This window comes from Streptomyces sp. HPF1205 (assembly GCF_020400825.1).
Lineage (GTDB): Bacteria > Actinomycetota > Actinomycetes > Streptomycetales > Streptomycetaceae > Actinacidiphila.
This window is the reverse complement of the sequence record NZ_JAINVH010000020.1, coordinates 62153-87375: the sequence shown is the minus strand read 5'-3', so window position 1 is coordinate 87375 and position 25223 is coordinate 62153. Positions and strand designations below refer to the sequence as shown.

Genomic DNA, 25223 nt, shown 5'->3' with positions numbered 1-25223 from the left:
CTGCGGGCGGACCGGGTACGTGCGGGCGGACCGGGCCGGCGGTCGGCGCGGTGGGATCGGCCGGCGCGGTGGGGGCTCAGTCCCTGCGGTGGCCTCAGCCCGTGCGGTGGACGACGACCTCGCACAGGCCGGCCAGGGCGCGCTTGGCCGGGATGTCGGGGAGCGGGGCCAGGGCGGCGCGGGCCTCCTCGGCGTAGCGGAGGGTGTCGCGGCGGGCCTGCTCCAGGGCCGGGTGGGCGCGCAGGAGTTCCAGCGCCTCGGCGTGCCGGGCGTCGTCGGTGAGGTCGCCGTCGAGCAGTTCGTTCAGCCGCCGGTCGGCGGCCGAGCCGGCGGCCAGGCCCTGCGCGCGCCACCGCCGCACGTACAGCACCGGCAGGGTGGGGATGCCCTCGCGCAGGTCGGTGCCGGGGGTCTTGCCGGACTCGTGGCTGTCGCTGGCGATGTCCAGGACGTCGTCGGCGAGCTGGAAGGCGATGCCGATCCGCTCCCCGTACTGGGTGAGGATGCTGACCGCCGACTCGTCGGCGCCCGACATCATCGCGCCGAACCGGCCGGAGACCGCCATGAGGGAGCTGGTCTTGCCGGCCAGCACCTCCAGGTAGTGGTCGATCGGGTCGCGCTCGTCGCGCGGGCCGACGGTCTCCATGATCTGGCCGGTGACCAGGCGCTCGAACGCCTCGGCCTGGACGCGGACCGCCTCGGGGCCGAGGTCGGCGAGGATGTGGGAGGCCCGGGAGAAGAGGAAGTCGCCGGTCAGGACGGCCACCGAGTTGCCCCAGCGGGCGTTGGCGCTGGGCACCCCGCGGCGGACCGCGGCCTCGTCCATCACGTCGTCGTGGTAGAGGGTGGCCAGGTGGGTCAGCTCGACGACGACGGCGGAGGGCACCACGCCGGGCGCGTGCGGGTCGCCGAACTGGGCGCCGAGCAGCACCAGCAGTGGCCGGAACCGTTTGCCGCCGGCCCGCAGCAGGTGCCGGCCCACATCCGTGATGAACGGCACATCGCTCTTGGTGGCCTCCAGCAGGCCCTCCTCCACGGCCGACAGACCGGCCTGGATGTCGGCCTCAAGGGTCTCGTCCCACACGCTCAGCCCGAAGGGCCCGACGACGGTCACGAGAGGTCTCCTGTCGCAGATCTGGCACTGGCGAGGTCCGAGGTGGTGGCACGCGCTGCTCTGACGTGGTGGGCGATGGCCTTTCGACGGCATTGCCTACACGGGCAGCGTAGCCGGTCGGCTGTGGATCACCGCCGGGGCATCGCCTTACACCAGGCCGCCGCCAACGCGCGCCCCTATAATCCCGATTACCGGTTTTTATGTCTTATGCCCTACCCGAAAGGATGACACATCGGTTTCGAATGTTTGAACGATCCGGGCTCGGCCAACGTTCACTGTGACGTAAGACCATCCGGAATCGGACCGTTTTAAACTCACGGCGGCAACAGGTGACATGTCCTCGCTTCTGGGTAGTCCCCTTCCGGGAAAATCCCGGACCCCGGAAACCCCGGTGGAACGAGAGGAGGTGGATCGATGGAAGCTGACCTGGGAGACCTCGAAGACCTCGGGAAACTCAAGGAGGACGAGGCGGAGGCCCATGTGCACGGCGTCTGCTTCAAGACCGGTCCTCCCGCACGGACCGGCGTGGAGCTGGAGTGGCTCGTTCAGGACCGCTCCGATCCCCGCGCACTGATACCCGTCGACCGGCTGGACGCGGCCCTCGCGCCGGTCGAGACCCCCGGGGCGTTCCCCCGGGGCAGCAGGCTCACCCGTGAGCCGGGCGGCCAGGTGGAGCTCAGCTCCCCGCCCGCCCCCACCCTGGCCGCGTGTGTCGAGGCGATGGCCGAGGACCTGGCCGTACTGCGGCGGGCCGTGAACGCGGCCGGGCTCGTGCTCGTCGGCCGCGGCCTCGACCCCTACCGCGAGCCGCCCCGCGTACTCGACCATCCCCGCTACCGGGCGATGGAGATCTTCTTCGACCGCGAGGGCCCCTGGGGCCGCACCATGATGCGCCGCACGGCGTCCCTGCAGGTCAACCTGGACAGCGGGGACGACAGCGCGGGCGTCACCGGCTACCGCAACCGCTGGGCGCTGGCCCACCGGATCGGGCCGGTGCTCGTCGCGGCGTTCGCGAACTCCCCCCTGGCGGCCGGCCGGCCCACCGGCTGGCTGTCCACCCGGCAGGCCACCTGGGGCCTGATGGACCCCGGCCGCACCCGCCATCCGCGCCACCGTCCCGATCCCCGGGAGGCGTGGACCAGGTACGCCCTCAACGCCCGGGTGCTGTGCATCCGTACGCCCGGTGGCGGTACGGGACCGGCGGACGGCGGTACGCCGGCGAGCGCGCCACCGGGTTCGCCGGCGAGCGCGTCTCCCGGGGCGCCGCCCGTGCGTTCCGGCCAGGACTGGTCGGCGCCGCCCGGCCTCACCTTCCGCCAGTGGCTGCGGGGGGTGCCGGGACTGCGGGCACCCACCAGGGACGACCTGGACTACCACCTCAGCACGCTGTTCCCGCCGGTCCGCCCGCGCGGCTGGCTGGAACTGCGGATGACCGACGCCCAGGACGGCGACGACTGGATCGTGGCGACGGCCGTGACGGCCGCCCTGCTGGACGACCCGGTCGCCGCCGACACCGCCGGCGCGATCACCGAGCCGCTGTGCGCGGACGGGCAGCCCGTGCCGTCCGACGAGGTGTGGCGGCGCGCGGCCCGGATCGGACCGGCCGACCCGGACCTCGCCAAGGCGGCCCGCGCGCTGTTCGCCGCGGCCGAGAGCGCGATGGCACGCTCCGGCGCACCCCCCGCCCTGCGGCAGGCGGTCTCCGACTTCGCCGAGCGCTACCCGGAACGGGGCCGATGCCCCGCCCATGACCAGCTGGACGCGCTGCGGCGCGCCTGACTCTCCCGGAAGGCATGTCGTGACGAACCCGTACGCATCCGAGCACAGCACGGCCCGGAGTGGTGCAACTTCCGCCCCTCCAGGCACTTCTGACACGTCCTCACCTCCAACCACCGCTCCGGCGCCTCCAACCACCGCTCCGTCCGCTCCGACCACCGCTCCGGCGGCTCCCGCCTCCGAGGCTGCGGTGTCGCCCTTCGCCGCGCCGCCCTCCGCGGACGCCGCCGGCCTGCCGGGCCCCTCGGCGCGCGCGCTGGCGGCGCTGGAGACCGCGCGGCGCCGTACCCTGCACCTCACCGACGCGGTGACCGACGGCGACCTCGTCGCCCAGCACTCCCGGCTGATGTCCCCGCTGGTGTGGGACCTGGCCCACATCGCCAACCAGGAGGAGCTCTGGCTGGTCCGCGAGGCCGGCGGGCGCCCGGGGCTGCGTCCCGACCTCGACCACCTCTACGACGCCTTCCGGCACCCGCGGGCCGACCGCCCGGCGCTGCCCCTGCTCGGCCCGGCCGAGGCCCGCGCCTACGTGGCCGCCGTACGCGAGGAGACCCTCGACGTGCTCAAGGCCGCCGACACCGGCCCGGACGGGCCCGAGCCGCTGCTGGCGGGCGCGTTCGTCTTCGGGATGCTCGCCCAGCACGAGCAGCAGCACGACGAGACGATGCTGGCCACCCACCAGCTCCGCGAGGGCCCGGCCGTCCTGGACGCGCCCGCGCCGCCGCCCGCGCCCGCCGACGCGGCCGGGCTGCCCCGCGAGGTCCTGGTGCCCGGCGGCCCGTTCACCATGGGCACCTCCACGGAACCGTGGGCGCTGGACAACGAGCGGCCGGACCACACCGTGGACGTCCCCGCGTTCTGGCTGGACACCGTGCCGGTCACCAACGGCGCCTACCTGGAGTTCATCGCCGCCGGCGGCTACCGCGACCCGCGGTGGTGGACGCCGGAGGGCTGGAAGCACGTCCAGGACGCGGGGCTGGAGGCGCCGCTGTTCTGGTCCCGGGACGGCGAGGGGTGGGTCCGCCGCCGGTTCGGGCACGTGGAGCCGGTGCCGGCCGACGAGCCGGTGCTGCACGTGTGCTGGTACGAGGCGGACGCCTACGCCCGCTGGGCCGGCCGGCGGCTGCCGACCGAGGCCGAGTGGGAGAAGGCCGCCCGGCACGACCCGGCCACCGGGCGGTCCCGCCGCTACCCGTGGGGCGACGACGACCCGCGCCCCGAGCACGCCAACCTCGGGCAGCGCCACCTCCGGCCGGCCCCCGCGGGCAGCTATCCGGCGGGCGCGGCCCCCAGCGGCGCCCGGCAGCTCATCGGGGACGTCTGGGAGTGGACGTCGTCGGACTTCGCCCCGTACCCGGGCTTCACCGCCTTCCCGTACAAGGAGTACTCGCAAGTCTTCTTCGGGCCCGAGTACAAGGTGCTGCGCGGCGGCGCCTTCGGGGTCGACCCGGTGGCCTGCCGCGGCACCTTCCGCAACTGGGACTACCCCATCCGCCGGCAGATCTTCGCCGGCTTCCGCACCGCGCGGTCCGCGGCCGGGCCGCGGGACGGTGAGGCGCGCTGATGTGCCGCCACCTCGCGTACCTCGGTCCGCCGGTGCCGCTGGCCCGGCTGCTCACCGAGCCGCCGCACAGCCTGTACGAGCAGTCGTGGCGGCCGGCCCGGCAGCGGCACGGGACGGTCAACGCGGACGGCTTCGGGGTCGGCTGGTACCCGCCGGAGCCGCCCGATCCGCCCGATCCGCCGGCCCCCGCGAACGACCGGGGCGCCGGCGGTCGGGGCGGCGGCGGTCGGGGCGGGGCGGAGGGCGCCGAGCCCAATTCCGTTGCTCCGGAGGGCGTTGATCCGGAGGGCGGGGCGGGTTTCCCCCTCCCCGCCCGTTACCGCAGGGCCGTGCCCATCTGGGCCGACGCCAACTTCCCCGAGCTGGCGCGCAGCATCCGCAGCGGGGCCGTGCTGGCCGCGGTCCGCTCGGCCACGGCCGGGACCACCCAGGACGAGTCGGCGGCAGCCCCCTTCCGCGACGGCCGCTGGCTGTTCAGCCACAACGGGGCCGTCGCCGACTGGACGCGGCTGGCAGTGGACCTGCCGCCGGCGCAGGCGCTCGCCCTGGAGGCGCACTCCGACTCCGCGCTGCTGTGGGCCATGCTGGCCGGCCGGCTGCGGCGCGGCGAGCCGCCGGCCGGTGCGATGGCCGCGGTGATCCGCGAGGTCGCCGCGGCGCGGCCGGCCGCCCGGCTCAACCTCCTGCTCACCGACGGCCGCGCGATCATCGCCAGCGCGTACGGCGACACGCTCTGGTACCGCACCGGCCCCGGCCTGGTCCTGGTCGCCTCAGAACCCGACGACGCCCCCGGCCAGTGGCACGAGGTCCCCGACCGCAGCCTGCTGGTGGCCTCCGCGGCCGGGGTCCGGATCCTCCCGCTGCGCCCCCCGCGCGGCCCCGAGCGCAAGGAGCCCCCGCCCATGACCGCGAGCCGCTTCACCCTCGACGACCGCCTCCCGGCGGACTACCTCACCGACGCCCTGCACACCGACGTCCGCGAGGGGCTGCGCGCGGCCCCCCGTACGCTGCCGCCCAAGTGGTTCTACGACAAGCGCGGCAGCGACCTGTTCGAACAGATCACCAGGCTGCCCGAGTACTACCCCACCCGGGCCGAGCAGGAGATCCTCGGCCGCCGGGCGGCGGAGATAGCGGCGCTCACCCGGGCCGCGACCCTGGTCGAGCTCGGCTCGGGCTCGTCCCGCAAGACCAGGCTGCTGCTGGACGCGCTCACCGCGGGCGGCACGCTGCGGCGGTACGCGCCCCTGGACGTCTCCGGCGCCGCGCTGTCCGAGGCGGGCGAGGCGATCTGCCGCGACTACCCCGGGCTGGAGGTCGCGGCGACGGTCGCGGACTTCGAGCACGACCTGGCGCTGTCCGACGAGCCGGGCCCCCGCCTCCTGGCCTTCCTCGGCAGCACCATCGGCAACTTCGACCCGGACCAGCGGCGGGCCTTCTACCGCACCCTGTCGCTCGCGCTGAGCAGCGACGACGTGCTGCTGCTCGGCGCCGACCTGGTCAAGGACCCGGAAACGCTGGTCCGCGCGTACGACGACGCGGCCGGGGTCACCGCGGAGTTCAACAAGAACGTCCTGCACGTCATCAACCGCGAGCTGGGCGCCGACTTCGACCCCGACGCGTTCGACCACGTCGCCGTGTGGAACACCGAGGAGGAGCGGATCGAGATGCGGCTGCGCGCGCGCCGCGCCCAGACCGTCAAGATCCCCGACGTCGACCTGTCGCTGGACCTCGCCCAGGGTGAGGACATGCGTACCGAGATCTCCTGCAAGTTCCGCCGCGAGTCCCTGACCGCCGAGCTGAAGGAGGGCGGCTTCACCGTGCGCCACTGGTGGACGGACGCGGCCGGGCGGTTCGCCCTGCTGATGGCGGTACCCAGCTGACCGGGACGCCCCGAGGCCGGCGCCGGTTCCCGGAGCACCGCGGTGCTCCGGGAACCGGCGCCGTTTCTGTTAGAACTTTTGCTAGACTGCGTCCATGGTGAGTTTCGAGCCCGGTGGCGGACCGACGCAGTCCGTTTCGGTGTCCATGCACGAGGGAACCATCGAAGCCGTGCGTGACCGCGTGGGCAAGCGCGGCATTTCCGCGTACATCGAGCGCGCGGTGCAACGGCAGATCGAGCGGGACGCGCTCGACGCGCTGATCGTCGACCACGAGGACCGGCACGGAAGGATCAGTGACGAAGAGATCCTCGCGGCCGAGGCGGAGATGTACGGCGAAACGGACTCGGCCAGGAACGCCGCGTGAGCGGTAGCTGGGTTCTCGACAGCGAGGCGCTGTCACAGCTCCTCCGGGACGAACGGGACATGGTCGTCCGGCTCGCCGTCGCACGCAAGCGGGACATCCGGGTGGTGGCCTGCGCCGCCACCGTCATCGACGCCGACCACGACGGCGTTCACCCGGCCCGGCTCTCCTGGGTGCTCTCCCGGCTCACCGTGCACGCCGTCACGAAGGACAGCGCCCTCACGGCTTCCCGGCTCCTCAAGGAAGCCGGACTGCACGGGCACGAGTACGCGATCGACGCGATGGTGGTCACCGCCGCCCTCGAACTGCCTGACCGGCCCGTGGACATCCTCACCCCGGATCCGGACGACCTGTCCGTACTTCTCGGTGGGCGGCTGGAGGCCGCCGAGCGGAAGAGGGATCGCGACCGATCGAAGGTGCGCGTCATCCGCGTGTGACGCGCGGTTCCCGCGGACCGCGCGCCCGCCTCACGGCAGCAGGACGACACGTCCCAGGTGGCCGTGGCTGTCGAGGATGCGGTGGGCCTGCGCGGCCTCGGTCAGGGGGAGGCGGGCGTGCACGGCGGGGCGCAGGGTGCCGTCCTCGATCCGGCGGGTGATCTCGGCGATGTCGGCGCGGGCGCGTTCGGGGGCGGCGGCGCGCAGCCGCAGCAGGGCGAAGCCGATCACTTCCCGGAGCGGGAAGAGGGCCGTGACCGGGACCGCGCCGAGTTCGCCGGTCGCGGCGCCGTAGACGACGATCCGGCCGAAGGGGGCCAGCAGGTCGAGGCTCTCGCGCAGCACGCTCCCGCCGAGCGAGTCCAAGGCGACGTCGACCCCGCCGGGCGCGGCGGCGCGCACCTGCTCGGCCCAGTCCGGGCGGCTGTTGTCGACCGCGACGTCGGCGCCGAGCTCCTTGACGAAGCCGAAGCGGTCCGCCGACCCGACCGAGGCGATGACCGTGCCGGCGCCGAGGGCGCGGGCGAGCTGGACGGCGAGGTGGCCGGTGCCGCCGCCGGCCGCGTGGATCAGCACCGTCTCGCCCGCGGCCGGCCGCCCGGCCCGCAAGGTGCCCAGGGCGACCGGCCCGGCCAGCGGAAGTACGGTCGCGACGGCCGCGTCCAGGCCCTCGGGCACGGGCACCAGCCAGGCGGCCTCGGCGACCGCGTACTGCGCGAAGGCGTCCTCGGCGACGAGTGCGGCGACCCGCCGGCCGACCAGGGCGGGGTCGGCGCCGGGCCCGACCGCCTCGACCGTGCCGACGACGTCGCCGGTGAGGCCGGCCGGCACCGGGCGGGTGAAGGGCTCGGGCGAGGTGCCGGCGCGGAACATCGTGTCCACGTAGTTCGCGCCGACGGCCTCGGCGCGGATCAGGACCTCGCCGGGGCCGGGAGCCGGGACGTCGGCCTCCTCGACGGTGAGGACATCGGGGGCGCCGTACTCGTGATAGCGGACGCGTCGCATGATGGGCTTCTCCTCGGCGGTTGGGAGGGCGGCCGGAACCGGTGCTTAAATGGACCTCCGGTCAAGTTCCACTGCCGCCGACCGTACTGGACCGCCGGTCCAGTTGTCCAGGCCGTACGAGTGACCGGGAGCCGCCATGCCGCCAGCACGCCGGGAACGCGCCGACGCCGCCCGCAACCGGCGCGCGATCCTGCGCGCCGCCGAGGAACTGCTGGCCGCGCACCGGCCGGAGGACATCTCGATGGAGCAGGTGGCGGCAGCCGCCGGAGTCGGCAAGGGCACGGTCTTCCACCGCTTCGGCAACCGCATGGGCCTGATGCGCGAGCTGATGCTGGAGCGGGTGTACGTGGTGCACGAGGCCGTCGCCGGCGGCCCGCCCCCGCTGGGGCCCGGCGCGCCGCCCCGCGAGCGGCTGCTGGCCTTCCTCGACGCCATCGCGACGGCGGTGACCCGCAACAAGGGGCTGCTGGCCGGACTGGGCCACGCCGAGGCCATGGCCCAGCACACGCCGGAGGACGTCGCCACCTCACCCATCTACGTCTTCTGGCACACCCACATCGCCGGCCTGCTCGCCGAGGCCCGGCCGGAGCTCGACGCCGAGTTCCACGCCCACCTGCTCCTCGCCCCTTTCCAGAGCACCCCGGTGCAGCGCCTGCTGGACGGCGGCGACCCCGAGCGGCTCTCGTGGGGGCTGCGGCGTCAGGCGGCGGCACTGCTGGACGCGCCGGACTAACGCCCTGGCACCGCGACCGTCCGGCGGACACAGGCCGCGGGCCGGGACGGTACGGGACCGTGTTCTCGTACGGGGACAGGAACCGGAGGCGACCCGTCCGGTTCGGCGGGCCCGGAACGGGTATCCACAGGTCGACACGGACCTGAACCCCCCGACGATCGGAGGCAGGCCATGGCCGCCCTCCACGCCCACGCCCCGCACCGGCCGCCCGCGAACCCCCACCTGCCCGACGAGGGACTCGGCGTCCCCGAGGACTCCGTCCAGCTCGCCGGCCGCATCCCGCCCGCGGAGTCGGGCGTGTCCGGCCTGGACGCCCCCGAACGCCGGGCCCTGAGCCACGGCTGGGCGGCGAGCCCCATCGTCCTCATCTTCTTCTTCGTGGCGGTCTTCGCCGCGGGCGCCCTGGGCATGGCGATCGAGCTCATGCTCTGAACGGGGCCGTCGACGCCACCCGTGAAGGCCACCCCGTAAAGGCCGCTGCCCGGGTCTCCCCCGCAGGAAGGGGCACACCCGGGCAGCGAGGCTCGCGGCACGTCCGGCCGGCTACCGGACGAACACGCCCGCCTTGTCCGCCAGGTCCAGGAAGTACTGGGGGGCCAGGCCCAGGACCAGGGTGACGGCGACTCCTATGGCGATCGCGGTGGAGGTCAGCGGGCTGGGGACGGCGACCGAGGGGCCGTCGACCTTGGGCTCGCTGAAGAACATCAGCACGATCACCCGGATGTAGAAGAACGCCGCGATCGCCGAGGAGATCACACCGACGATCACCAGCGGCATCGCGCCACCCTGGGCGGCCGCCTTGAAGACGGCGAACTTCCCGGCGAACCCGGAGGTCAGCGGGATGCCGGCGAAGGCCAGCAGGAAGACGGCGAAGACCGCGGCGACCAGCGGGGAGCGGCGGCCCAGGCCGGCCCAGCGGGACAGGTGCGTGGCCTCGCCGCTCGCGTCGCGGACCAGGGTGACCACGGCGAAGGCGCCCAGGGTCACGAAGGAGTACGCGGCCAGGTAGAACAGGACCGAGGACACGCCCTGCCGGTTGGTGGCGATCACGCCGGCGAGGATGAAGCCGGCGTGGGCGACCGAGGAGTACGCCAGCAGGCGCTTGACGTCGGTCTGGGTGACCGCGATGACCGCGCCGATCACCATGGTGGCGATCGCGATGCCCCACATCACCGGGCGCCAGTCCCAGCGCATGCCCGGCAGGACCACGTACAGCAGCCGCAGCAGCGCGCCGAACGCGGCGACCTTGGTGGCGGCGGCCATGAAACCGGTGACCGGCGTGGGCGCGCCCTGGTAGACGTCGGGGGTCCACATGTGGAACGGCACCGCGCCGACCTTGAACAGCAGGCCGACGGCGACCATGGCGATGCCGATCAGCAGCAGCGCGTCGTTGCCGGTCGTGGAGGCGAGCGCCGGGGTCATGGGGGCGCTGCCGTCGATGACCCGGGAGATCTGGGTGTACGAGACGGAGCCCGCGTAACCGTAGAGCAGGGCGATCCCGAAGAGCAGGAAGGCCGAGGAGAAGGCGCCCAGCAGGAAGTACTTGACCGCGGCCTCCTGGGACATCAGGCGGTGGCGGCGGGCGAGCGCGCACAGGATGTACAGCGGCAGCGAGAAGACCTCAAGGGCGACGAACAGGGTCAGCAGGTCGTTGGCCGCCGGGAAGACCAGCATGCCGCCGACCGCGAACAGCAGCAGCGGGAAGACCTCGGTGGTGGTGAAGCCGGCCCGGACCGCGGCCTTCTCCTGCTCGCCGCCGGGCACCGCGGAGCCCTGGGCGGCGAAGGAGTCGACGTTCCGGCCGTGCGCCTTGGGGTCGAGTCGGCGCTCGGCGAAGGTCAGCACCGCCACGATCGCGACCAGCAGGATCGTGCCCTGCAGGAAGAGGGCGGGACCGTCCACGGCGACCGCGCCCATCGCGCCGATGTGCGCCTTGGTGGTCCCATAGCCCTTGGCGGCCAGCGCGACCACGGCCGCGAAGGCGGCGGCGAGGCCGACGACCGCCAGCAGCACCTGGGCCGCGTACCGGTTCTTCCGCGGCAGGAACGCCTCCAGCAGGATGCCCACGCACGCCACGCCGAAGACGATCAGCACCGGGGAGAGCTGGGCGTACTCGATGTGCGGCTTCGGGAACTTGTCCGTGTCGGCGGCGTTGGCCGCCGCCGTCGTCCACAGGCTGTGGACGGTGACGGCTGACGCCGATGCGGATGCGCTCACTTCTTCGCCTCCAGCGCGGGCTTGGGGTCGGTCTTGTGCACGTCGGAGAGCGTGTGCTGGACCGACGGGTTGACGGTGTCCGTCACCGGCTTCGGGTAGACGCCGAGGAAGAGCAGCAGCGCGATCAGCGGTGCCACGACCAGCAGTTCACGCGCCTTCAGGTCGGACATGCCCTCGATCCCGGCCTTGACCGGGCCGGTCATGGTCCGCTGGTAGAGCACCAGCACGTACAGCGCCGCCAGGACGATGCCGAGGGTCGCGACGATGCCCAGCACCGGGTAGCGGCTGAACGTGCCGACCAGCACCAGGAACTCGCTGACGAAGGGCGCGAGCCCCGGCAGCGACAGGGTGGCCAGACCGCCGATCATGAAGGTGCCGGCCAGGACCGGCGCCACCTTCTGCACGCCGCCGAAGTCCGCGATGAGCCGCGAGCCGCGCCGGCTGATCAGGAACCCGGCGACCAGCATGAGCGCCGCCGTCGAGATGCCGTGGTTGACCATGTAGAGCGTGGCGCCGCTCTGGCCCTGGCTGGTCATCGCGAAGATGCCCAGGATGATGAAGCCGAAGTGCGACACCGAGGCGTACGCGATCAGCCGCTTGATGTCGCGCTGGCCGACCGCGAGCAGCGCCCCGTACAGGATGCTGATCACCGACAGCACCAGGATCGTCGGGGTGGCCCACTTGGACGCCTCGGGGAAGAGCTGGAGGCAGTAGCGCAGCATCGCGAAGGTGCCGACCTTGTCGACCACGGCGGTGATCAGGACGGCGACCGGCGCGGTGGACTCGCCCATCGCGTTCGGCAGCCAGGTGTGGACCGGCCACAGCGGTGCCTTGACCGCGAAGGCGAAGAAGAAGCCGAGGAACAGCCAGCGTTCGGTCGACGTTGCCAGGTGCAGCTTGCCGGAGGCCCGGGCGGACAGGATGTCCTGCAGCGAGAACGTGCCGGCGCCGAGCTGCTTGGCGGTGGCCGCGTACAGCCCGATCACCGCGGCCAGCATGATCAGTCCGCCGACCAGGTTGTACAGCAGGAACTTCACCGCCGCGTACGAGCGCTGGCGCGCGGCCTCCCCTTCCCCGGCCGCGTGGGCGCGGTCGCCGAAGCCGCCGATGAGGAAGTACATCGGGATCAGCATGGCTTCGAAGAAGATGTAGAAGAGGAAGACGTCGGTGGCCTCGAAGGCGATCACCACCATCGCCTCGACCAGCAGGATCAGCGCGAAGAAGCCCTGCGTCGGGCGCCAGCGGCGGTTGGGGTCGGCGTCTTCGAGCGGGTCCGCGTCGTGCCAGCCGGCCAGCATTACGAACGGGATCAGCAGCGCGGTCAGCGCGATGAGGGTGACCGCGATGCCGTCGACCCCCAGGTCGTACCGCAGCCCGAAGCTCTTCACCCAGGCGTGGGACTCGGTGAGCTGGTATCGGGCGCCGCCCGGGTCGAAGCGGATCATGGCGATCGCGGCCAGCACCAGGGTGCCCAGCGAGAAGACCAGTGCCGTGTACTTGGCGGCGGTCCTGCGCCCGGCCGGCACCGCGGCGGTGACGATCGCGCCGACCGCGGGCAGGGCGGCGGTCGTGGTCAGGAGGGGAAAGGACATGAGCTATCAGACCGCCCTCATCAGAAGGGTCGCGGCGACGACCACCGCGGTGCCGCCCAGCATCGAGACCGCGTACGAGCGGACGTAGCCGTTCTGCACCCGGCGCAGCCGTCCCGACAGGCCGCCCACGAGGGCGGCGGAGCCGTTGACGACGCCGTCGACCAGGGTGTGGTCCAGGTAGACCAGCAGGCGGGTGAGGTGCTCGCCGCCGCGTACCAGGACGACGTGGTTGAAGTCGTCCTGCAGCAGGTCGCGGCGGGCGGCCCGGGTGAGCAGGCTGCCGCGCGGCGCGACCGCGGGGACGGGCCGCCGCCCGTACATGAACCAGGCCACCGCCACACCGAGCAGCAGCACCACCATCGTGCCCGTGGTGATCGTCGCCGTGCCGACCGGGGAGTCGCCCTCGCTGTGCCCGGTGACGGGCTCCAGCCACTTCACGAACGAGGAGTTGACGCTGAACAGGGCGCCGGCGAAGACCGAGCCGAAGGCCAGGACGATCATGGGGATCGTCATGGAGGCGGGCGACTCGTGCGGGTGCGGCTCATGGCCTTCCGCGTCCGGCTCCCACCGCTTCTCGCCGAAGAACGTCATCAGCATCACGCGGGTCATGTAGAACGCGGTGATCGCCGCGCCCAGCATCGCGCACCCGCCCAGGATCCAGCCCTCGGTACCGCCCTTGGCGAAGGCGGCCTCGATGATCTTGTCCTTGGAGAAGAAGCCGGACAGGCCGGGGAAGCCGATGATCGCCAGGTAGCCGAGGCCGAAGGTGACGAAGGTGACGGGCATGTACGTGCGCAGGCCCCCGTAGCGGCGCATGTCGACCTCGTCGTTCATGCCGTGCATCACCGAGCCGGCGCCGAGGAAGAGCCCGGCCTTGAAGAAGCCGTGGGTGACCAGGTGCATGATCGCGAAGACGTAGCCGATCGGGCCGAGCCCGGCCGCCATGATCATGTAGCCGATCTGCGACATCGTCGAGCCGGCCAGCGCCTTCTTGATGTCGTCCTTCGCGCAACCGACGATCGCACCGAACAGGAGCGTGACCGCGCCGACGGTGACGACGGCGGTCTGGGCGTCGGGCGCCGCGTTGAAGATCGCGCCGGAGCGGGTGATGAGGTAGACGCCCGCGGTCACCATGGTGGCGGCGTGGATGAGGGCGGAGACCGGGGTCGGGCCCTCCATCGCGTCGCCGAGCCAGGACTGCAGCGGCACCTGGGCCGACTTGCCGCACGCGGCCAGCAGCAGCATGAAGCCGATCCCGGTGAGGGTGGCGTGCTGCGAGCCGGACGCCTGCCCGACCTTGGGGAAGACGTCCGCGAAGGCGAAGGAGCCGAAGGTGGTGAACATCAGCATGATGCCGACCGACAGCCCGATGTCGCCGACCCGGTTGACCAGGAACGCCTTCTTCGCCGCGGTCGCCGCGCTCGGCTTGTGCTGCCAGAACCCGATGAGCAGGTACGAGGCCAGGCCCACGCCCTCCCAGCCCGCGTAGAGCAGGAAGTAGTTGTCGGCCAGCACCAGCAGCAGCATCGCCGCGAGGAACAGGTTGAGGAAGCCGAAGAACTTGCGGCGCTTCTCGTCGTGCGCCATGTAGCCGATCGAGTAGATGTGGATGAGCGAGCCCACCCCGGTGATCAGCAGGACGAACGTCATCGACAACTGGTCGAGCTGGAAGCCGACCTGCGCCTGGAAGCCTTCCACCGGCACCCACGTCCACAGGTGCGAGGTCAGCGTGCGCCGGTCGGTGTCCTTGCCCAGCATGTCGGCGAACAGCACCACCGCGAAGGCGAAGGACACCAGCGCGAGCAGGGTGCCGATCAGGTGTCCGGTGCGGTCCAGCCGCCGGCCGCCGGTCAGCAGGATGCCCGCGCCGAGCAGTGGTGCCGCGACGAGCAGTCCGATCAGGGTTTCCACGGTCGCAGCCCCTCTACAGCTTCATGAGATTGGCGTCGTCGACCGAGGCCGAGTGGCGGGTCCGGTAGATCGACACGATGATCGCGAGCCCGACCACGACCTCGGCGGCGGCGACGACCATCGTGAAGAAGGCGATGATCTGCCCGTCGAGGTTGCCGTGCAGCCGGGAGAAGGTGACGAACGCCAGGTTGCAGGCGTTCAGCATCAGCTCGACGCACATGAAGACGACGATCGCGTTGCGCCGGATGAGCACCCCGGCCGCGCCGATGGTGAACAGCAGCGCCGACAGGTACAGGTAGTTGGCCGGATTCACTTGGCGCCCTCCTCTGCGTGGTCCTCGGCCGCGTGGCCGTCGCGGCCGTCGCCCGCGCCGCCTGTGACGCCGCCCGCGGCGGCGTCCGGGTCGAACCGGGTGGCGCCGGTCAGCGGCCGGCGCTCCAGCCACTCCTCGGAGCTGCGGTCGAGTTCGGCGAGGCGGCGCATGGCGTCCTGGGAGACGTCACGGACCTGGCCGCGCTCGCGCAGCGTGGAGCTGACCGACAGCTCCGCGATCCGGCCGTCGGGCAGCAGCGCGGGGATGTCCACCGCGTTGTGCCGGGCGTACGTGCCGGGGGCCGGCAGCGGGGTGACCTGCTTGCCCTCCCTGACCCGGGCCTCGGCGAGCTCGCGCTGGGTGCGGCGCTCCTCGGTGCGCTCCCGGTGGGTGAGCACCATCGCGCCGATCGCGGCGGTGATCAGCAGCGCGCCGGTGATCTCGAAGGCCCACACGTAGTTGGTGAACAGCAGCCGGGCCAGGCCCGGTACGTTCCCGCCGTGCGCCGCGTTGGCCTTGCCGACGCCGGTGAAGGTGTCGAGCGAGGCGTTGGCGATGCCGGCGATCAGCAGGATCCCGAAGCCCAGGCCGCAGGCGGCGGCCAGCCAGCGCTGGCCCTTGAGGGTCTCCTTGAGGGAGTCCGCCGCGGTGATGCCGACCAGCATGACCACGAACAGGAACAGCATCATGATCGCGCCGGTGTAGACGACGATCTGCACGACGCCGAGGAAGTACGCGCCCTGCGCCAGGTAGAAGACGGCGAGCACGATCATCGTGCCCGCCAGCGACAGCGCGCTGTGCACGGCCTTTCTCATCAGCACCGTGCCGAGCGCGCCCAGCACGGCGACCGTGCCGAGCAGCCAGAACTGGACGGCCTCCCCGGTGGAGGTCTGCGACGCGGCGGCGGCGAGCCCGGTCATGCCTCGGCCCCCGTTCCCGCCGGGGTGGAACCGCCGGGCGCGACGACCTCGGGGCCCTCGGCGCTCTCGTCCTCCGGCTTCTCGCCCTTGGAGACCGCCACCTGCCGTACGGTCCCGGGCGCCGCCTCGGTGACCGCGCCGCGGTAGTAGTCGCCCTCGTCCATGCCCGGGAAGATCGCGTGCGGCGAGTCGACCATGCCCTCCTCCAGGCCGGCCAGCAGCTGCTCCTTGGTGAAGATCAGCGACTCGCGGGTCCGGTCGGCGAGTTCGTACTCGTTGGTCATGGTCAGCGCGCGGGTCGGGCACGCCTCGATGCACAGGCCGCACAGGATGCAGCGGGCGTAGTTGATCTGGTAGACGCGGCCGTAGCGCTCGCCCGGGGAGTAGCGCTCCTCGTCGGTGTTGTCCGCGCCCTCCACGTAGATCGCGTCGGCCGGGCAGGCCCACGCGCACAGCTCGCAGCCGACGCACTTCTCCAGCCCGTCGGGGTGCCGGTTGAGCTGGTGGCGGCCGTGGAACCGCGGCGCGGTGGGCTTCTTGTACTCCGGGTACTGCTCGGTCAGCCGCTTCTTGAACATGGCCTTGAAGGTCACGCCGAAGCCCGCGACCGGCTCCAGGAACTCAGGCATCGCCGTCCTCCTTCTTGTCCGTGTCGGTGGTCTCGTCGGCGGGGGGCGCGCCCACGAGCTGGACCTGCGCGCGGCTGGGGCGCCGCGGCACCGGCTGCGCCTGCTGGCCCGGCAGCGGCGGTACGGGGAAGCCGCCCGCCATCGGGTCGAACTTCTCCGGCGGCGCGAGGGGGCCGCCCGCGGCCTGCTCGCTCTCCTCCTCGCGGCCGCGGAAGACGTCCACGACCAGCGAGAGCAGCAGCAGCGCGAGCACCACGCCGCCGATGTACAGCACGATCTTGGTGAAGTCCCAGTTCTCGTTCCGCATCGCCCGCACGGCGGCCACGAGCATCAGCCACACCATGGAGATCGGGATGAGCACCTTCCAGCCGAGCTTCATCAACTGGTCGTAGCGGACCCGGGGCAGGGTGCCGCGCAGCCAGATGAAGAAGAACAGCAGGAGGTTCACCTTGATGACGAACCACAGCAGCGGCCACCAGCCGTGGTTGGCGCCCGCCCAGGCGGTGGAGATCGGCCAGGGGGCCCGCCAGCCGCCGAGGAAGAGGGTGGTGGCGACCGCGGAGACCGTCACCATGTTCACGTACTCGGCGAGCATGAACAGCGCGAACTTGATCGAGCTGTACTCGGTGTTGAACCCGCCGACCAGGTCGCCCTCGGACTCGGGCATGTCGAAGGGGGCGCGGTTGGTCTCCCCGATCATCGTGCAGACGTAGATCAGGAACGAGACCGGCAGCAGGATCGCGTACCACCGCTGGTGCTGGGCGGTCACGATGGTCGAGGTCGACATCGAGCCGGAGTAGAGGAACACCGCGGCGAACGACAGGCCCATCGCGATCTCGTACGAGATCATCTGCGCGGACGCGCGCAGGCCGCCGAGCAGCGGGTACGTGGAGCCGGACGACCAGCCGGCGAGCACGATGCCGTAGATGCCGACCGAGGCCGTGGCCAGGATGTAGAGGATGCCGATCGGCAGGTCGGTGAGCTGCATCGGGGTGCGGTGGCCGAAGATCGACACCTCGTTGTCGGCGGGGCCGAACGGGATCACCGCGAAGGCCATGAACGCCGGGATCGCCGAGACGATCGGCGCCAGGATGAACACGACCTTGTCGGCCCGCTTGACGGTGAGGTCCTCCTTGAGCATCAGCTTCACGCCGTCGGCGAGCGACTGCAGCATGCCCCAGGGGCCGTGCCGGTTGGGCCCGATCCGCAACTGCATCCAGGCGACGACCTTGCGCTCCCACACGATGGAGAACAGCACCGTCAGCATGGCGAACGCGAAGCAGAACACCGCCTTGAGGGCGATGAGCCACCACACGTCGTGCCCGAAGTACGACAGGTGCTCGGGGGTCGCGGCAAGGGTGAGCATGGGGGCACTCATTCGGCCACCTCCGAAGTCGGGCCACTGACGCTGACGACCTGGCCGGGAAGCGCTCCGGTGTCCGACGCGACGCCGCCGCCGGCGGAGTTGAGCGGCAGCCACACCACCCGGTCCGGCATCGGGGTCACGGCCGCCGGGAAGGTGACCGCGCCGGACGGGCCGGTGACGGTGAGCGGGTCGCCGTCGCGCACTCCCGTCTCCGCCGCGGTCGCCGCGGACAGGCGGGCCACCGCCGGGTGCCGGGTGCCGGCCAGGGCGTCGTCGCCGTCCTGGAGGCGGCCCTGGTCCAGCAGCAGCCGGTGGCCGGCCAGGACCGCCTGGCCGGGTTCGGGCCGCGGCAGCGGGACGGACGTCTCCAGCGGCGCGGGCGCGTACGGACCCGACCACCCGGCCAGTGCGTCCAGTTCGCGGCGGGCGGCGCGTACGTCGGCCAGGCCCAGGGCCACGTCCATGGCGTCGGCGAGCATCGTCAGCACGCGCGCGTCCGGCAGCTGGTGCCGGGTGGTGGCCTGGTCGGGCTTGATCGCGGCCTCGAAGGAGCGGGCGCGGCCCTCCCAGTTGAGGAAGGTGCCCGGCTTCTCGGCGACCGCGGCGACCGGGAGCACCACGTCGGCGCGCTCGGTGACCTCGCTGGGCCGCTGTTCCAGGCTGACCACGAAGCCGGCGTTGGCCAGCGCGATCCGGGCCCTGGCCGGGTCCGGGAGGTCCGCGACCTCGACGCCGCCGACGACGAGCGCGGCCAGTTCGCCGGTGGCCGCGGCCTCGATGATCTCGCCGGTGCCGCGCCCGTAGCGGGTGGGCAGGGCGGGCAGGCCCCACACGCGGGCGACCTCCTCGCGGGCCCGCGGGTCGCTGACCGTACGGCCGCCGGGCAGCAGTCCGGGCAGCACGCCGGCCTCGACCGCGCCGCGCTCGCCGGCCCGGCGCGGGACCCACGCGAGCGTGGCCCCGGTCGCGGTGGCCAGCCGCAGCGCGGCCGTGTAGGCGCCCGGCACGGTGGCCAGCCGCTCGCCGACCAGGATCACCGCGCCCTCGGCGCGCAGCGCCTCGGCCGCCTCGCGGCCCAGGTCGTCGAGCCCGACACCGCCGGACAGCGCGTCCATCCACTCCGGCTCGGTGCCGGGGGCGGTGGGCAGCAGCACACCTCCCGCCTTGTTCAGGCCGCGGGTGGCGTGGCCGGCCAGCGCGTAGGTGCGCTGCTTGTGCTTGCGGTGGGCCTTGCGCAGCCGCAGGAAGATGCCGGGGGCCTCCTCCTCGGCCTCAAGGCCGGCCAGCAGGACGGCGGGCGCCTTCTCCAGCGCCAGGTTCGTCAGGCCGCTGCCGTCGAGGTCGACGCCGCGCCCGGCGACCGCGGCGGCCAGGAAGCCGGCCTCCTCCTCGGAGTGCGGGCGGGCCCGGAAGTCCACGTCGTTCGTGCCGAGGACGACACGGGCGAACTTGCCGTACGCGTAGGCGTCCTCCACGGTGAGGCGGCCGCCGGACAGCACCGCCGCCCGGCCGTGGGCCGCGCTCAGTCCGGCCGCCGCGGCGGCCAGCGCCTCGGGCCAGCTCGCCGGGACCAGCTCACCGGAGGCGTCGCGGACCAGCGGGTGGGTGAGGCGCTCGGGCCGCTGGGCGTAGCGGAAGCCGAACCGGCCCTTGTCGCACAGCCACTCCTCGTTGACCTCCGGGTCGTTGCCGGCCAGCCGCCGCATCACCTTGCCGCGGCGGTGGTCGGTACGGGTGGCGCAGCCGCCGGCGCAGTGCTCGCACACCGACGGGGACGACACCAGGTCGAAGGGGCGGGAGCGGAACCGGTACGCGGCCGAGGTGAGCGCGCCCACCGGGCAGATCTGGATGGTGTTGCCGGAGAAGTACGAGCGGAACGGCTCGCCCTCGCCGGTGCCGACCTGCTCCAGCGCGCCGCGCTCCAGCAGCTCGATGAAGGGGTCGCCCGCGATCTGCTGGCTGAACCGGGTGCATCGCGCGCACAGCACGCACCGCTCGCGGTCCAGCAGCACCTGCGTGGAGATCGGCACGGGCTTGGCGTACGTCCGCTTGCGGCCCTCGAAGCGGGTGTCCGGGTCGCCGACCATCATGGACTGGTTCTGCAGCGGGCACTCGCCGCCCTTGTCGCAGACCGGGCAGTCCAGCGGGTGGTTGATGAGCAGGAACTCCATCATGCCGCGCTGGGCCTTCTCGGCGACCGGCGAGGTGACCTGGGTGCTGATCACCATGCCGTCGGTGCAGGCGATGGTGCACGAGGCGACGGGCTTGCGCTGGCCCTCGATCTCCACGATGCACTGGCGGCAGGCACCCACCGGGTCCAGCAGCGGGTGGTCGCAGAACCGGGGGACCTCGACGCCGATCATCTCGGCGGCCCTGATCACCAGGGTGCCCTTGGGGACGGAGACGCCGATGCCGTCGATGGTGACCGAGATCAGGTCCTCGGGGGGCACCGCCGCCCCTCCGGAGGGCGCGTTGTTGGTCGTGACGGTCACGCGATGACCTCCGTACGGGACGAGTCGGCCCAGGCGGTGGAGCGGGCCGGGTCGAAGGGGCAGCCCCCGCGCTCGATGTGCTCCTCGTACTCGGACCGGAAGTACTTCAGCGAGGAGAAGATCGGGGCGGCGGCTCCGTCGCCCAGCGCGCAGAATGCTTTGCCGTTGATGTTGTCGGCGATGTCGTTCAGCTTGTCGAGGTCCCCGGGCCGGCCCTTGCCCGCCTCGATGTCGCGCATCAGCTGCACGAGCCAGTAGGTGCCCTCGCGGCACGGCGTGCACTTGCCGCAGGACTCGTGGGCGTAGAACTCCGTCCACCGGGTGACCGCCCGCACCACGCAGGTGGTCTCGTCGAAGCACTGCAGCGCCTTGGTGCCGAGCATCGACCCGGCGGCGGCGACGCCCTCGTAGTCCAGCGGCACGTCCAGGTGCTCGTCGGTGAAGATCGGGGTGGACGAGCCGCCCGGGGTCCAGAACTTCAGCCGGTGGCCGGGGCGCATGCCGCCGCCCATGTCGAGCAGCTGGCGCAGGGTGATGCCGAGCGGGCCCTCGTACTGGCCGGGGCGGGCGACGTGGCCCGACAGCGAGTAGAGCGTGAAGCCCGGGGACTTCTCGCTGCCCATCGACCGGAACCATTCCTTGCCCCGGTGGATGATCGAGGGAACCGACGCGATCGATTCGACGTTGTTCACCACAGTGGGGCAGGCGTACAGGCCCTCGACCGCCGGGAAGGGCGGCCGGAGCCTGGGCTGGCCGCGGCGTCCCTCCAGCGAGTCCAGCAGCGCCGTCTCCTCACCGCAGATGTACGCCCCGGCGCCCGCGTGCACGGTGATGTCCAGGTCGAAGCCGCTGCCCTGGATGTCCTTGCCGAGGTATCCGGCGGCGTACGCCTCGCGCACGGCCTCGTGCAGCCGGCGCAGCACGGGCACGACCTCACCGCGGAGGTAGATGAAGGCATGGTTGGAGCGGATCGCCCAGCAGGCGATCACGATGCCCTCGATGAGGGAGTGCGGGTTGGCGTACATGAGCGGGATGTCCTTGCAGGTTCCCGGCTCGGACTCGTCGGCGTTGACCACGAGGTAGTGCGGCTTGCCGTCGCCCTGCGGGATGAACTGCCACTTCATGCCGGTGGGGAAGCCGGCGCCGCCGCGCCCGCGCAGGCCCGATTCCTTCACGTAGGCGATCACGTCGTCGGGCGCCATCGCCAGCGCCTTGCGCAGCCCCTGGTAGCCCTCGTGCCGGCGATAGGTCTCCAGCGTCCATGACCGCGGGTCGTCCCAGAACGCCGACAGCACGGGCGCGAGGAGCTTCTCGGGGGATTCGACCGTCATCACTCGCCGTCCTCCTCGGTGGTGCGCTCGGTGCCGTGGTCGGCGCGCGCCGGGTCGGAGTCGCTGGTGGGCAGGGGCGCGTCGTGCGAACTGGGGTGCTCGGCGGGCGACGGCGAGGTCGGCGTGGCGTGGGTGCCGGCCTCCGCGCCGGGTGCCCCCTCGCCGAAGGCAGAGGGCGGGTTGGCCTGCTGCGGGACGGTCCTGGCCGGGGCCTCGCCCCGGTGCAGCCGCAGCCCCGCGAGCGAGGCGGGTCCCGCGCTGCCGCCGGCCTCGACGGCGCCCTCGCGCTCGTCGGTGAAGCCGGCCAGGATGCGGGCCGTCTCCTTGTACGTGCACAGGGGCGCGCCGCGGGTCGGGCGCACCTCGCGGCCGGCGATGAGGTCGTCCACGAGGGCCTTCGCGGACTCGGGGGTCTGGTTGTCGAAGAACTCCCAGTTGACCATCACCACGGGCGCGAAGTCGCAGGCCGCGTTGCACTCGATGTGCTCCAGGGTGACCTTGCCGTCGGCGGTGGTCTCGTCGTTGCCGACGCCGAGGTGCCGCTGCAGCTCCTCGAAGATGGCGTCGCCGCCCATCACCGCGCACAGCGTGTTGGTGCACACCCCGACCTGGTAGTCGCCCGAGGGCTTGCGCCGGTACATCGTGTAGAAGGTGGCGACCGCGGTGACCTCGGCGGTGGTGAGGTCCAGCAGCTCGGCGCAGAAGCGGATGCCGGTGCGCGTGACGTGGCCCTCCTCGGACTGCACCAGGTGCAGCAGCGGCAGCAGGGCGCTGCGCGAACCGGGGTAGCGGGCGATCACCTCCCGGGCGTCGCTCTCCAGCCGGGCCCGGACGTCGGCCGGGTAGTCGGGCGCGGGCATCTCAGGGATGCCGAGGGAGACTTCGGTCATCGGTCGACACCTCCCATCACGGGGTCGATGGACGCCACCGCGACGATGACGTCGGCGACCTGGCCGCCCTCGCACATCGCCGCCATGGTCTGCAGGTTGGTGAAGGAGGGGTCGCGGAAGTGCACCCGGTAGGGGCGTGTGCCGCCGTCGCTGACGACGTGCACGCCCAGCTCCCCCTTGGCGGACTCCACCGCCGAGTACGCCTGGCCGGCCGGCACCCGGAAGCCCTCGGTGACCAGCTTGAAGTGGTGGATGAGGGCCTCCATGGAGGTGCCCATGATCTTCTTGATGTGGTCCAGCGAGTTGCCCATGCCGTCCGGGCCGAGGGCGAGCTGGGCGGGCCAGGCGATCTTCTTGTCCTCGACCATCACCGGGCCGGGCGCGAGCCGGTCCAGGCACTGCTCGACGATCCGCAGGCTCTCGCGCATCTCGGACAGCCGGACCAGGAAGCGGCCGTAGGAGTCGCACGAGTCCTCGGTCGGCACCTCGAACTCGTAGTTCTCGTAACCGCAGTACGGATCCGACTTGCGCAGGTCGTGCGGCAGTCCCGCGGCGCGCACGATGGGGCCGGTGGCGCCCAGCGCCATGCAGCCGGCCAGGTCCAGGTAGCCGACGTCCTGCATGCGGCCCTTGAAGATGGGGTTGCCGGTGGCGAGCTTGTCGTACTCCGGGAGGTTCTTGCGGAACGTCTTCACGAACTCCCGCACCTGGTCGACCGCGCCGGGCGGCAGGTCCTGGGCCAGGCCCCCGGGGCGTACGTAGGCGTGGTTCATCCGCAGGCCGGTGATCAGCTCGAAGATGTCGAGGATCATCTCGCGGTCGCGGAAGCCGTAGATCATGATCGTGGTGGCGCCCAGCTCCATGCCGCCGGTGGCGATGGCCACCAGGTGGGAGGAGATCCGGTTGAGCTCCATCAGCATGACCCGGATGACGCTCGCCCGGTCCGGCACCTGGTCGGTGATGCCGAGCAGCTTCTCCACGGCCAGGCAGTACGCCGTCTCGTTGAACAGCGGCGTGAGGTAGTCCATGCGCGTCACGAACGTGGACCCCTGGGTCCAGGTCCGGAACTCCATGTTCTTCTCGATGCCGGTGTGCAGGTAGCCGATGCCGGCCCTGGCCTCGGTGACCGTCTCGCCGTCGATCTCCAGGATCAGCCGCAGCACGCCGTGGGTGGACGGGTGCTGCGGGCCCATGTTGACGATGATCCGCTCGTCGTCGGCCTTGCCGACGGTCTCGGCGAGTTCGTCCCAGTCGCCGCCGGTGACGGTGAAGACCCGGCCTTCGGTGGTCTCGCGCTCTTCGGCCTGGGTCGGCGCGTGGGGGGCTTGGGGAGTGCTCATCAGCTGTACGACCTCCGCTGGTCGGGAGCCGGGATCTGGGCGCCCTTGTACTCGACGGGGATGCCGCCGAGCGGGTAGTCCTTGCGCTGCGGATGGCCGGGCCAGTCGTCCGGCATCATGATGCGGGTGAGCGCGGGGTGGCCGTCGAAGACGATGCCGAAGAAGTCGTACGTCTCGCGCTCGTGCCAGTCGTTGGTCGGGTAGACCGGGACCAGCGAGGGGACGTGCGGGTCGGCGTCGGGGATGCCGACCTCCAGCCGGATCAGCCGGGTGTGGGTCAGCGACCGCAGGTGGTAGACGGCGTGCAGTTCGCGGCCGCGGTCGCCGGGGTAGTGCACGCCGCTGACGCCGGTGCACAGCTCGAAGCGCAGCGCCGGGTCGTCGCGCAGCGTGCGGGCGACCCGCACCAGGTGCTCGCGGGCGATGTGGAAGGTCAGTTCGCCGCGGTCCACGACCGTCTTCTCGATCGCCTCGCCGGGCGGCAGGCCCTGCTCCTCCAGCGCGCCCTCCAGCTCGTCGGCGATCAGGTCGAAGACGCCCTCGCCGCTCTCGCCGCGCGGTCCGCCGTACGGGCGGGTGCTCGCGCCGGGCAGCCGGACGGTGCGGACCAGGCCGCCGTAGCCGGAGGTGTCGCCGCCGTTGTTGGCGCCGAACATGCCCTTGCGGACGCCGATCACCTCGCCGGCGGTGTCGTCGCGCTGGGTGGGGAGGTTGTTCCCGTTCGGGGTGTTGGAGGTGTCGGTCACCGCAGCAGCCCCTTCATCTCGATCAGCGGAAGGGCGTTGCGGGCGGCTTCCTCGGCCTCGCGGGCGGCCTGCTCGCGGTGCACGCCGAGCTTGCCGCCCTGGATCTTCTCGTGCAGCTTGAGGATCGCGTCGAGCAGCATCTCGGGCCGCGGCGGACAGCCGGGCAGGTAGATGTCGACCGGCACGATGTGGTCGACGCCCTGCACGATCGCGTAGTTGTTGAACATCCCGCCGCTGGAGGCGCACACGCCCATGGAGATGACCCACTTGGGGTTCGGCATCTGGTCGTAGACCTGCCGCAGCACCGGGGCCATCTTCTGGCTGACCCGGCCGGCCACGATCATCAGGTCGGCCTGGCGCGGCGAGCCGCGGAAGACCTCCATCCCGAACCGGGCCATGTCGTACCGCCCGGCGCCGGTGGTCATCATCTCGATGGCGCAGCAGGCGAGTCCGAAGGTGGCCGGGAACACCGACGCCTTGCGCACCCAGCCGGCCGCGGTCTCCACCGTCGTGAGCAGGAATCCGCTCGGCAGTTTCTCTTCGATACCCATGCGTTGGCTCCTGGTCCGCTCTTCCGCTCGGTCCGCAGTCCTGGTGTCCCGTGGT

At 72.2% G+C, this 25223-nt stretch carries 22 protein-coding genes and 1 pseudogene; 8 read left to right on the top strand and 15 right to left on the bottom strand.

Going from position 1 to position 25223, the window contains the following annotated elements; translation table 11 throughout:
* Positions 1 to 94: 94 nt before the first annotated feature.
* On the bottom strand, positions 95 to 1114 hold the full coding sequence (locus tag K7G61_RS22620) for a polyprenyl synthetase family protein (RefSeq protein WP_225848762.1): 1020 nt from the start codon (positions 1112 to 1114) through the stop codon (positions 95 to 97).
* Between the two features lie 414 nt (positions 1115 to 1528).
* On the opposite strand from K7G61_RS22620, the gene egtA reads away from it, so the two are divergent.
* From egtA to K7G61_RS22590, 6 genes and pseudogenes are all read left to right on the top strand, one after another.
* Positions 1529 to 2893, top strand: coding sequence for an ergothioneine biosynthesis glutamate--cysteine ligase EgtA (gene egtA / locus K7G61_RS22615; protein WP_225848761.1), 1365 nt, complete (start codon positions 1529 to 1531; stop codon positions 2891 to 2893).
* 187 nt (positions 2894 to 3080) lie between these two features.
* The gene (egtB, locus tag K7G61_RS22610) at positions 3081 to 4454 is read left to right on the top strand and encodes an ergothioneine biosynthesis protein EgtB (RefSeq protein ID WP_225848760.1); all 1374 of its coding nucleotides are present in this window, start codon (positions 3081 to 3083) and stop codon (positions 4452 to 4454) included.
* A pseudogene (locus K7G61_RS22605) lies at positions 4454 to 5131 on the top strand (hypothetical protein); the annotation flags it as partial. The gene egtB and the pseudogene K7G61_RS22605, both read left to right, overlap by 1 nt.
* Before the next feature lie 225 nt (positions 5132 to 5356).
* Complete coding sequence (gene egtD / locus K7G61_RS22600) at positions 5357 to 6334, top strand: L-histidine N(alpha)-methyltransferase (RefSeq protein WP_225848807.1); 978 nt, start codon at positions 5357 to 5359, stop codon at positions 6332 to 6334.
* A gap of 94 nt (positions 6335 to 6428) precedes the next feature.
* Positions 6429 to 6698 carry a hypothetical protein gene (locus K7G61_RS22595; RefSeq protein ID WP_374204206.1) on the top strand — a complete coding sequence of 90 codons (270 nt, stop codon included), beginning with the start codon at positions 6429 to 6431 and terminating at the stop codon, positions 6696 to 6698.
* Positions 6695 to 7132: a DNA-binding protein gene (locus K7G61_RS22590; RefSeq protein WP_225848758.1), complete on the top strand. Its 438-nt coding sequence runs from the start codon at positions 6695 to 6697 to the stop codon at positions 7130 to 7132. Before K7G61_RS22595 ends, K7G61_RS22590 begins: the two co-directional genes overlap by 4 nt.
* Positions 7133 to 7162: 30 nt before the next feature.
* Here K7G61_RS22590 and K7G61_RS22585 read toward each other — a convergent pair whose 3' ends face one another.
* Complete coding sequence (locus K7G61_RS22585) at positions 7163 to 8137, bottom strand: zinc-binding dehydrogenase (RefSeq protein WP_225848757.1); 975 nt, start codon at positions 8135 to 8137, stop codon at positions 7163 to 7165.
* Between the two features lie 136 nt (positions 8138 to 8273).
* Here K7G61_RS22585 and K7G61_RS22580 point away from each other — a divergent pair, with 136 nt between their 5' ends.
* Positions 8274 to 8870 (top strand): TetR/AcrR family transcriptional regulator, encoded by a 597-nt coding sequence (locus K7G61_RS22580; RefSeq protein ID WP_225848756.1) that lies wholly within the window; start codon positions 8274 to 8276, stop codon positions 8868 to 8870.
* Between the two features lie 171 nt (positions 8871 to 9041).
* Complete coding sequence (locus K7G61_RS22575; RefSeq protein ID WP_225848755.1) at positions 9042 to 9302, top strand: DUF6480 family protein; 261 nt, start codon at positions 9042 to 9044, stop codon at positions 9300 to 9302.
* A gap of 111 nt (positions 9303 to 9413) precedes the next feature.
* Here K7G61_RS22575 and nuoN read toward each other — a convergent pair whose 3' ends face one another.
* Genes nuoN through K7G61_RS22510 form a run of 13 tightly spaced genes read right to left on the bottom strand, consistent with a single transcriptional unit; the run spans position 9414 to position 25168 of the window.
* Positions 9414 to 11087 carry an NADH-quinone oxidoreductase subunit NuoN gene (gene nuoN, locus K7G61_RS22570; protein ID WP_225848754.1) on the bottom strand — a complete coding sequence of 558 codons (1674 nt, stop codon included), beginning with the start codon at positions 11085 to 11087 and terminating at the stop codon, positions 9414 to 9416.
* Positions 11084 to 12679, bottom strand: coding sequence for an NADH-quinone oxidoreductase subunit M (locus tag K7G61_RS22565; RefSeq protein ID WP_225848753.1), 1596 nt, complete (start codon positions 12677 to 12679; stop codon positions 11084 to 11086). Before K7G61_RS22565 ends, nuoN begins: the two co-directional genes overlap by 4 nt.
* A 6-nt stretch (positions 12680 to 12685) precedes the next feature.
* Positions 12686 to 14590 carry an NADH-quinone oxidoreductase subunit L gene (nuoL, locus tag K7G61_RS22560; protein WP_225848752.1) on the bottom strand — a complete coding sequence of 635 codons (1905 nt, stop codon included), beginning with the start codon at positions 14588 to 14590 and terminating at the stop codon, positions 12686 to 12688.
* A 13-nt stretch (positions 14591 to 14603) separates the two neighbouring features.
* Positions 14604 to 14903: an NADH-quinone oxidoreductase subunit NuoK gene (gene nuoK, locus K7G61_RS22555; protein WP_225848751.1), complete on the bottom strand. Its 300-nt coding sequence runs from the start codon at positions 14901 to 14903 to the stop codon at positions 14604 to 14606.
* Entirely contained in the window at positions 14900 to 15823 is a 924-nt protein-coding gene (locus tag K7G61_RS22550; protein WP_225848750.1) for an NADH-quinone oxidoreductase subunit J, read from the bottom strand. Before K7G61_RS22550 ends, nuoK begins: the two co-directional genes overlap by 4 nt.
* Complete coding sequence (gene nuoI, locus K7G61_RS22545) at positions 15820 to 16452, bottom strand: NADH-quinone oxidoreductase subunit NuoI (RefSeq protein ID WP_225848749.1); 633 nt, start codon at positions 16450 to 16452, stop codon at positions 15820 to 15822. Before nuoI ends, K7G61_RS22550 begins: the two co-directional genes overlap by 4 nt.
* Complete coding sequence (nuoH, locus tag K7G61_RS22540) at positions 16445 to 17830, bottom strand: NADH-quinone oxidoreductase subunit NuoH (protein ID WP_225848748.1); 1386 nt, start codon at positions 17828 to 17830, stop codon at positions 16445 to 16447. The genes nuoI and nuoH overlap by 8 nt, the downstream gene beginning before the upstream one ends.
* Complete coding sequence (locus K7G61_RS22535; protein WP_225848747.1) at positions 17827 to 20310, bottom strand: NADH-quinone oxidoreductase subunit G; 2484 nt, start codon at positions 20308 to 20310, stop codon at positions 17827 to 17829. Before K7G61_RS22535 ends, nuoH begins: the two co-directional genes overlap by 4 nt.
* Positions 20307 to 21641, bottom strand: coding sequence for an NADH-quinone oxidoreductase subunit NuoF (gene nuoF / locus K7G61_RS22530; protein ID WP_225848746.1), 1335 nt, complete (start codon positions 21639 to 21641; stop codon positions 20307 to 20309). Before nuoF ends, K7G61_RS22535 begins: the two co-directional genes overlap by 4 nt.
* On the bottom strand, positions 21641 to 22531 hold the full coding sequence (gene nuoE / locus K7G61_RS22525; protein ID WP_225848745.1) for an NADH-quinone oxidoreductase subunit NuoE: 891 nt from the start codon (positions 22529 to 22531) through the stop codon (positions 21641 to 21643). Before nuoE ends, nuoF begins: the two co-directional genes overlap by 1 nt.
* Positions 22528 to 23871 (bottom strand): NADH-quinone oxidoreductase subunit D, encoded by a 1344-nt coding sequence (locus K7G61_RS22520; RefSeq protein ID WP_225848744.1) that lies wholly within the window; start codon positions 23869 to 23871, stop codon positions 22528 to 22530. The genes nuoE and K7G61_RS22520 overlap by 4 nt, the downstream gene beginning before the upstream one ends.
* Positions 23871 to 24617 carry an NADH-quinone oxidoreductase subunit C gene (locus K7G61_RS22515; protein ID WP_225848743.1) on the bottom strand — a complete coding sequence of 249 codons (747 nt, stop codon included), beginning with the start codon at positions 24615 to 24617 and terminating at the stop codon, positions 23871 to 23873. The genes K7G61_RS22520 and K7G61_RS22515 overlap by 1 nt, the downstream gene beginning before the upstream one ends.
* Positions 24614 to 25168 (bottom strand): NADH-quinone oxidoreductase subunit B family protein, encoded by a 555-nt coding sequence (locus K7G61_RS22510; protein WP_225848742.1) that lies wholly within the window; start codon positions 25166 to 25168, stop codon positions 24614 to 24616. The genes K7G61_RS22515 and K7G61_RS22510 overlap by 4 nt, the downstream gene beginning before the upstream one ends.
* Positions 25169 to 25223: the final 55 nt, after the last annotated feature.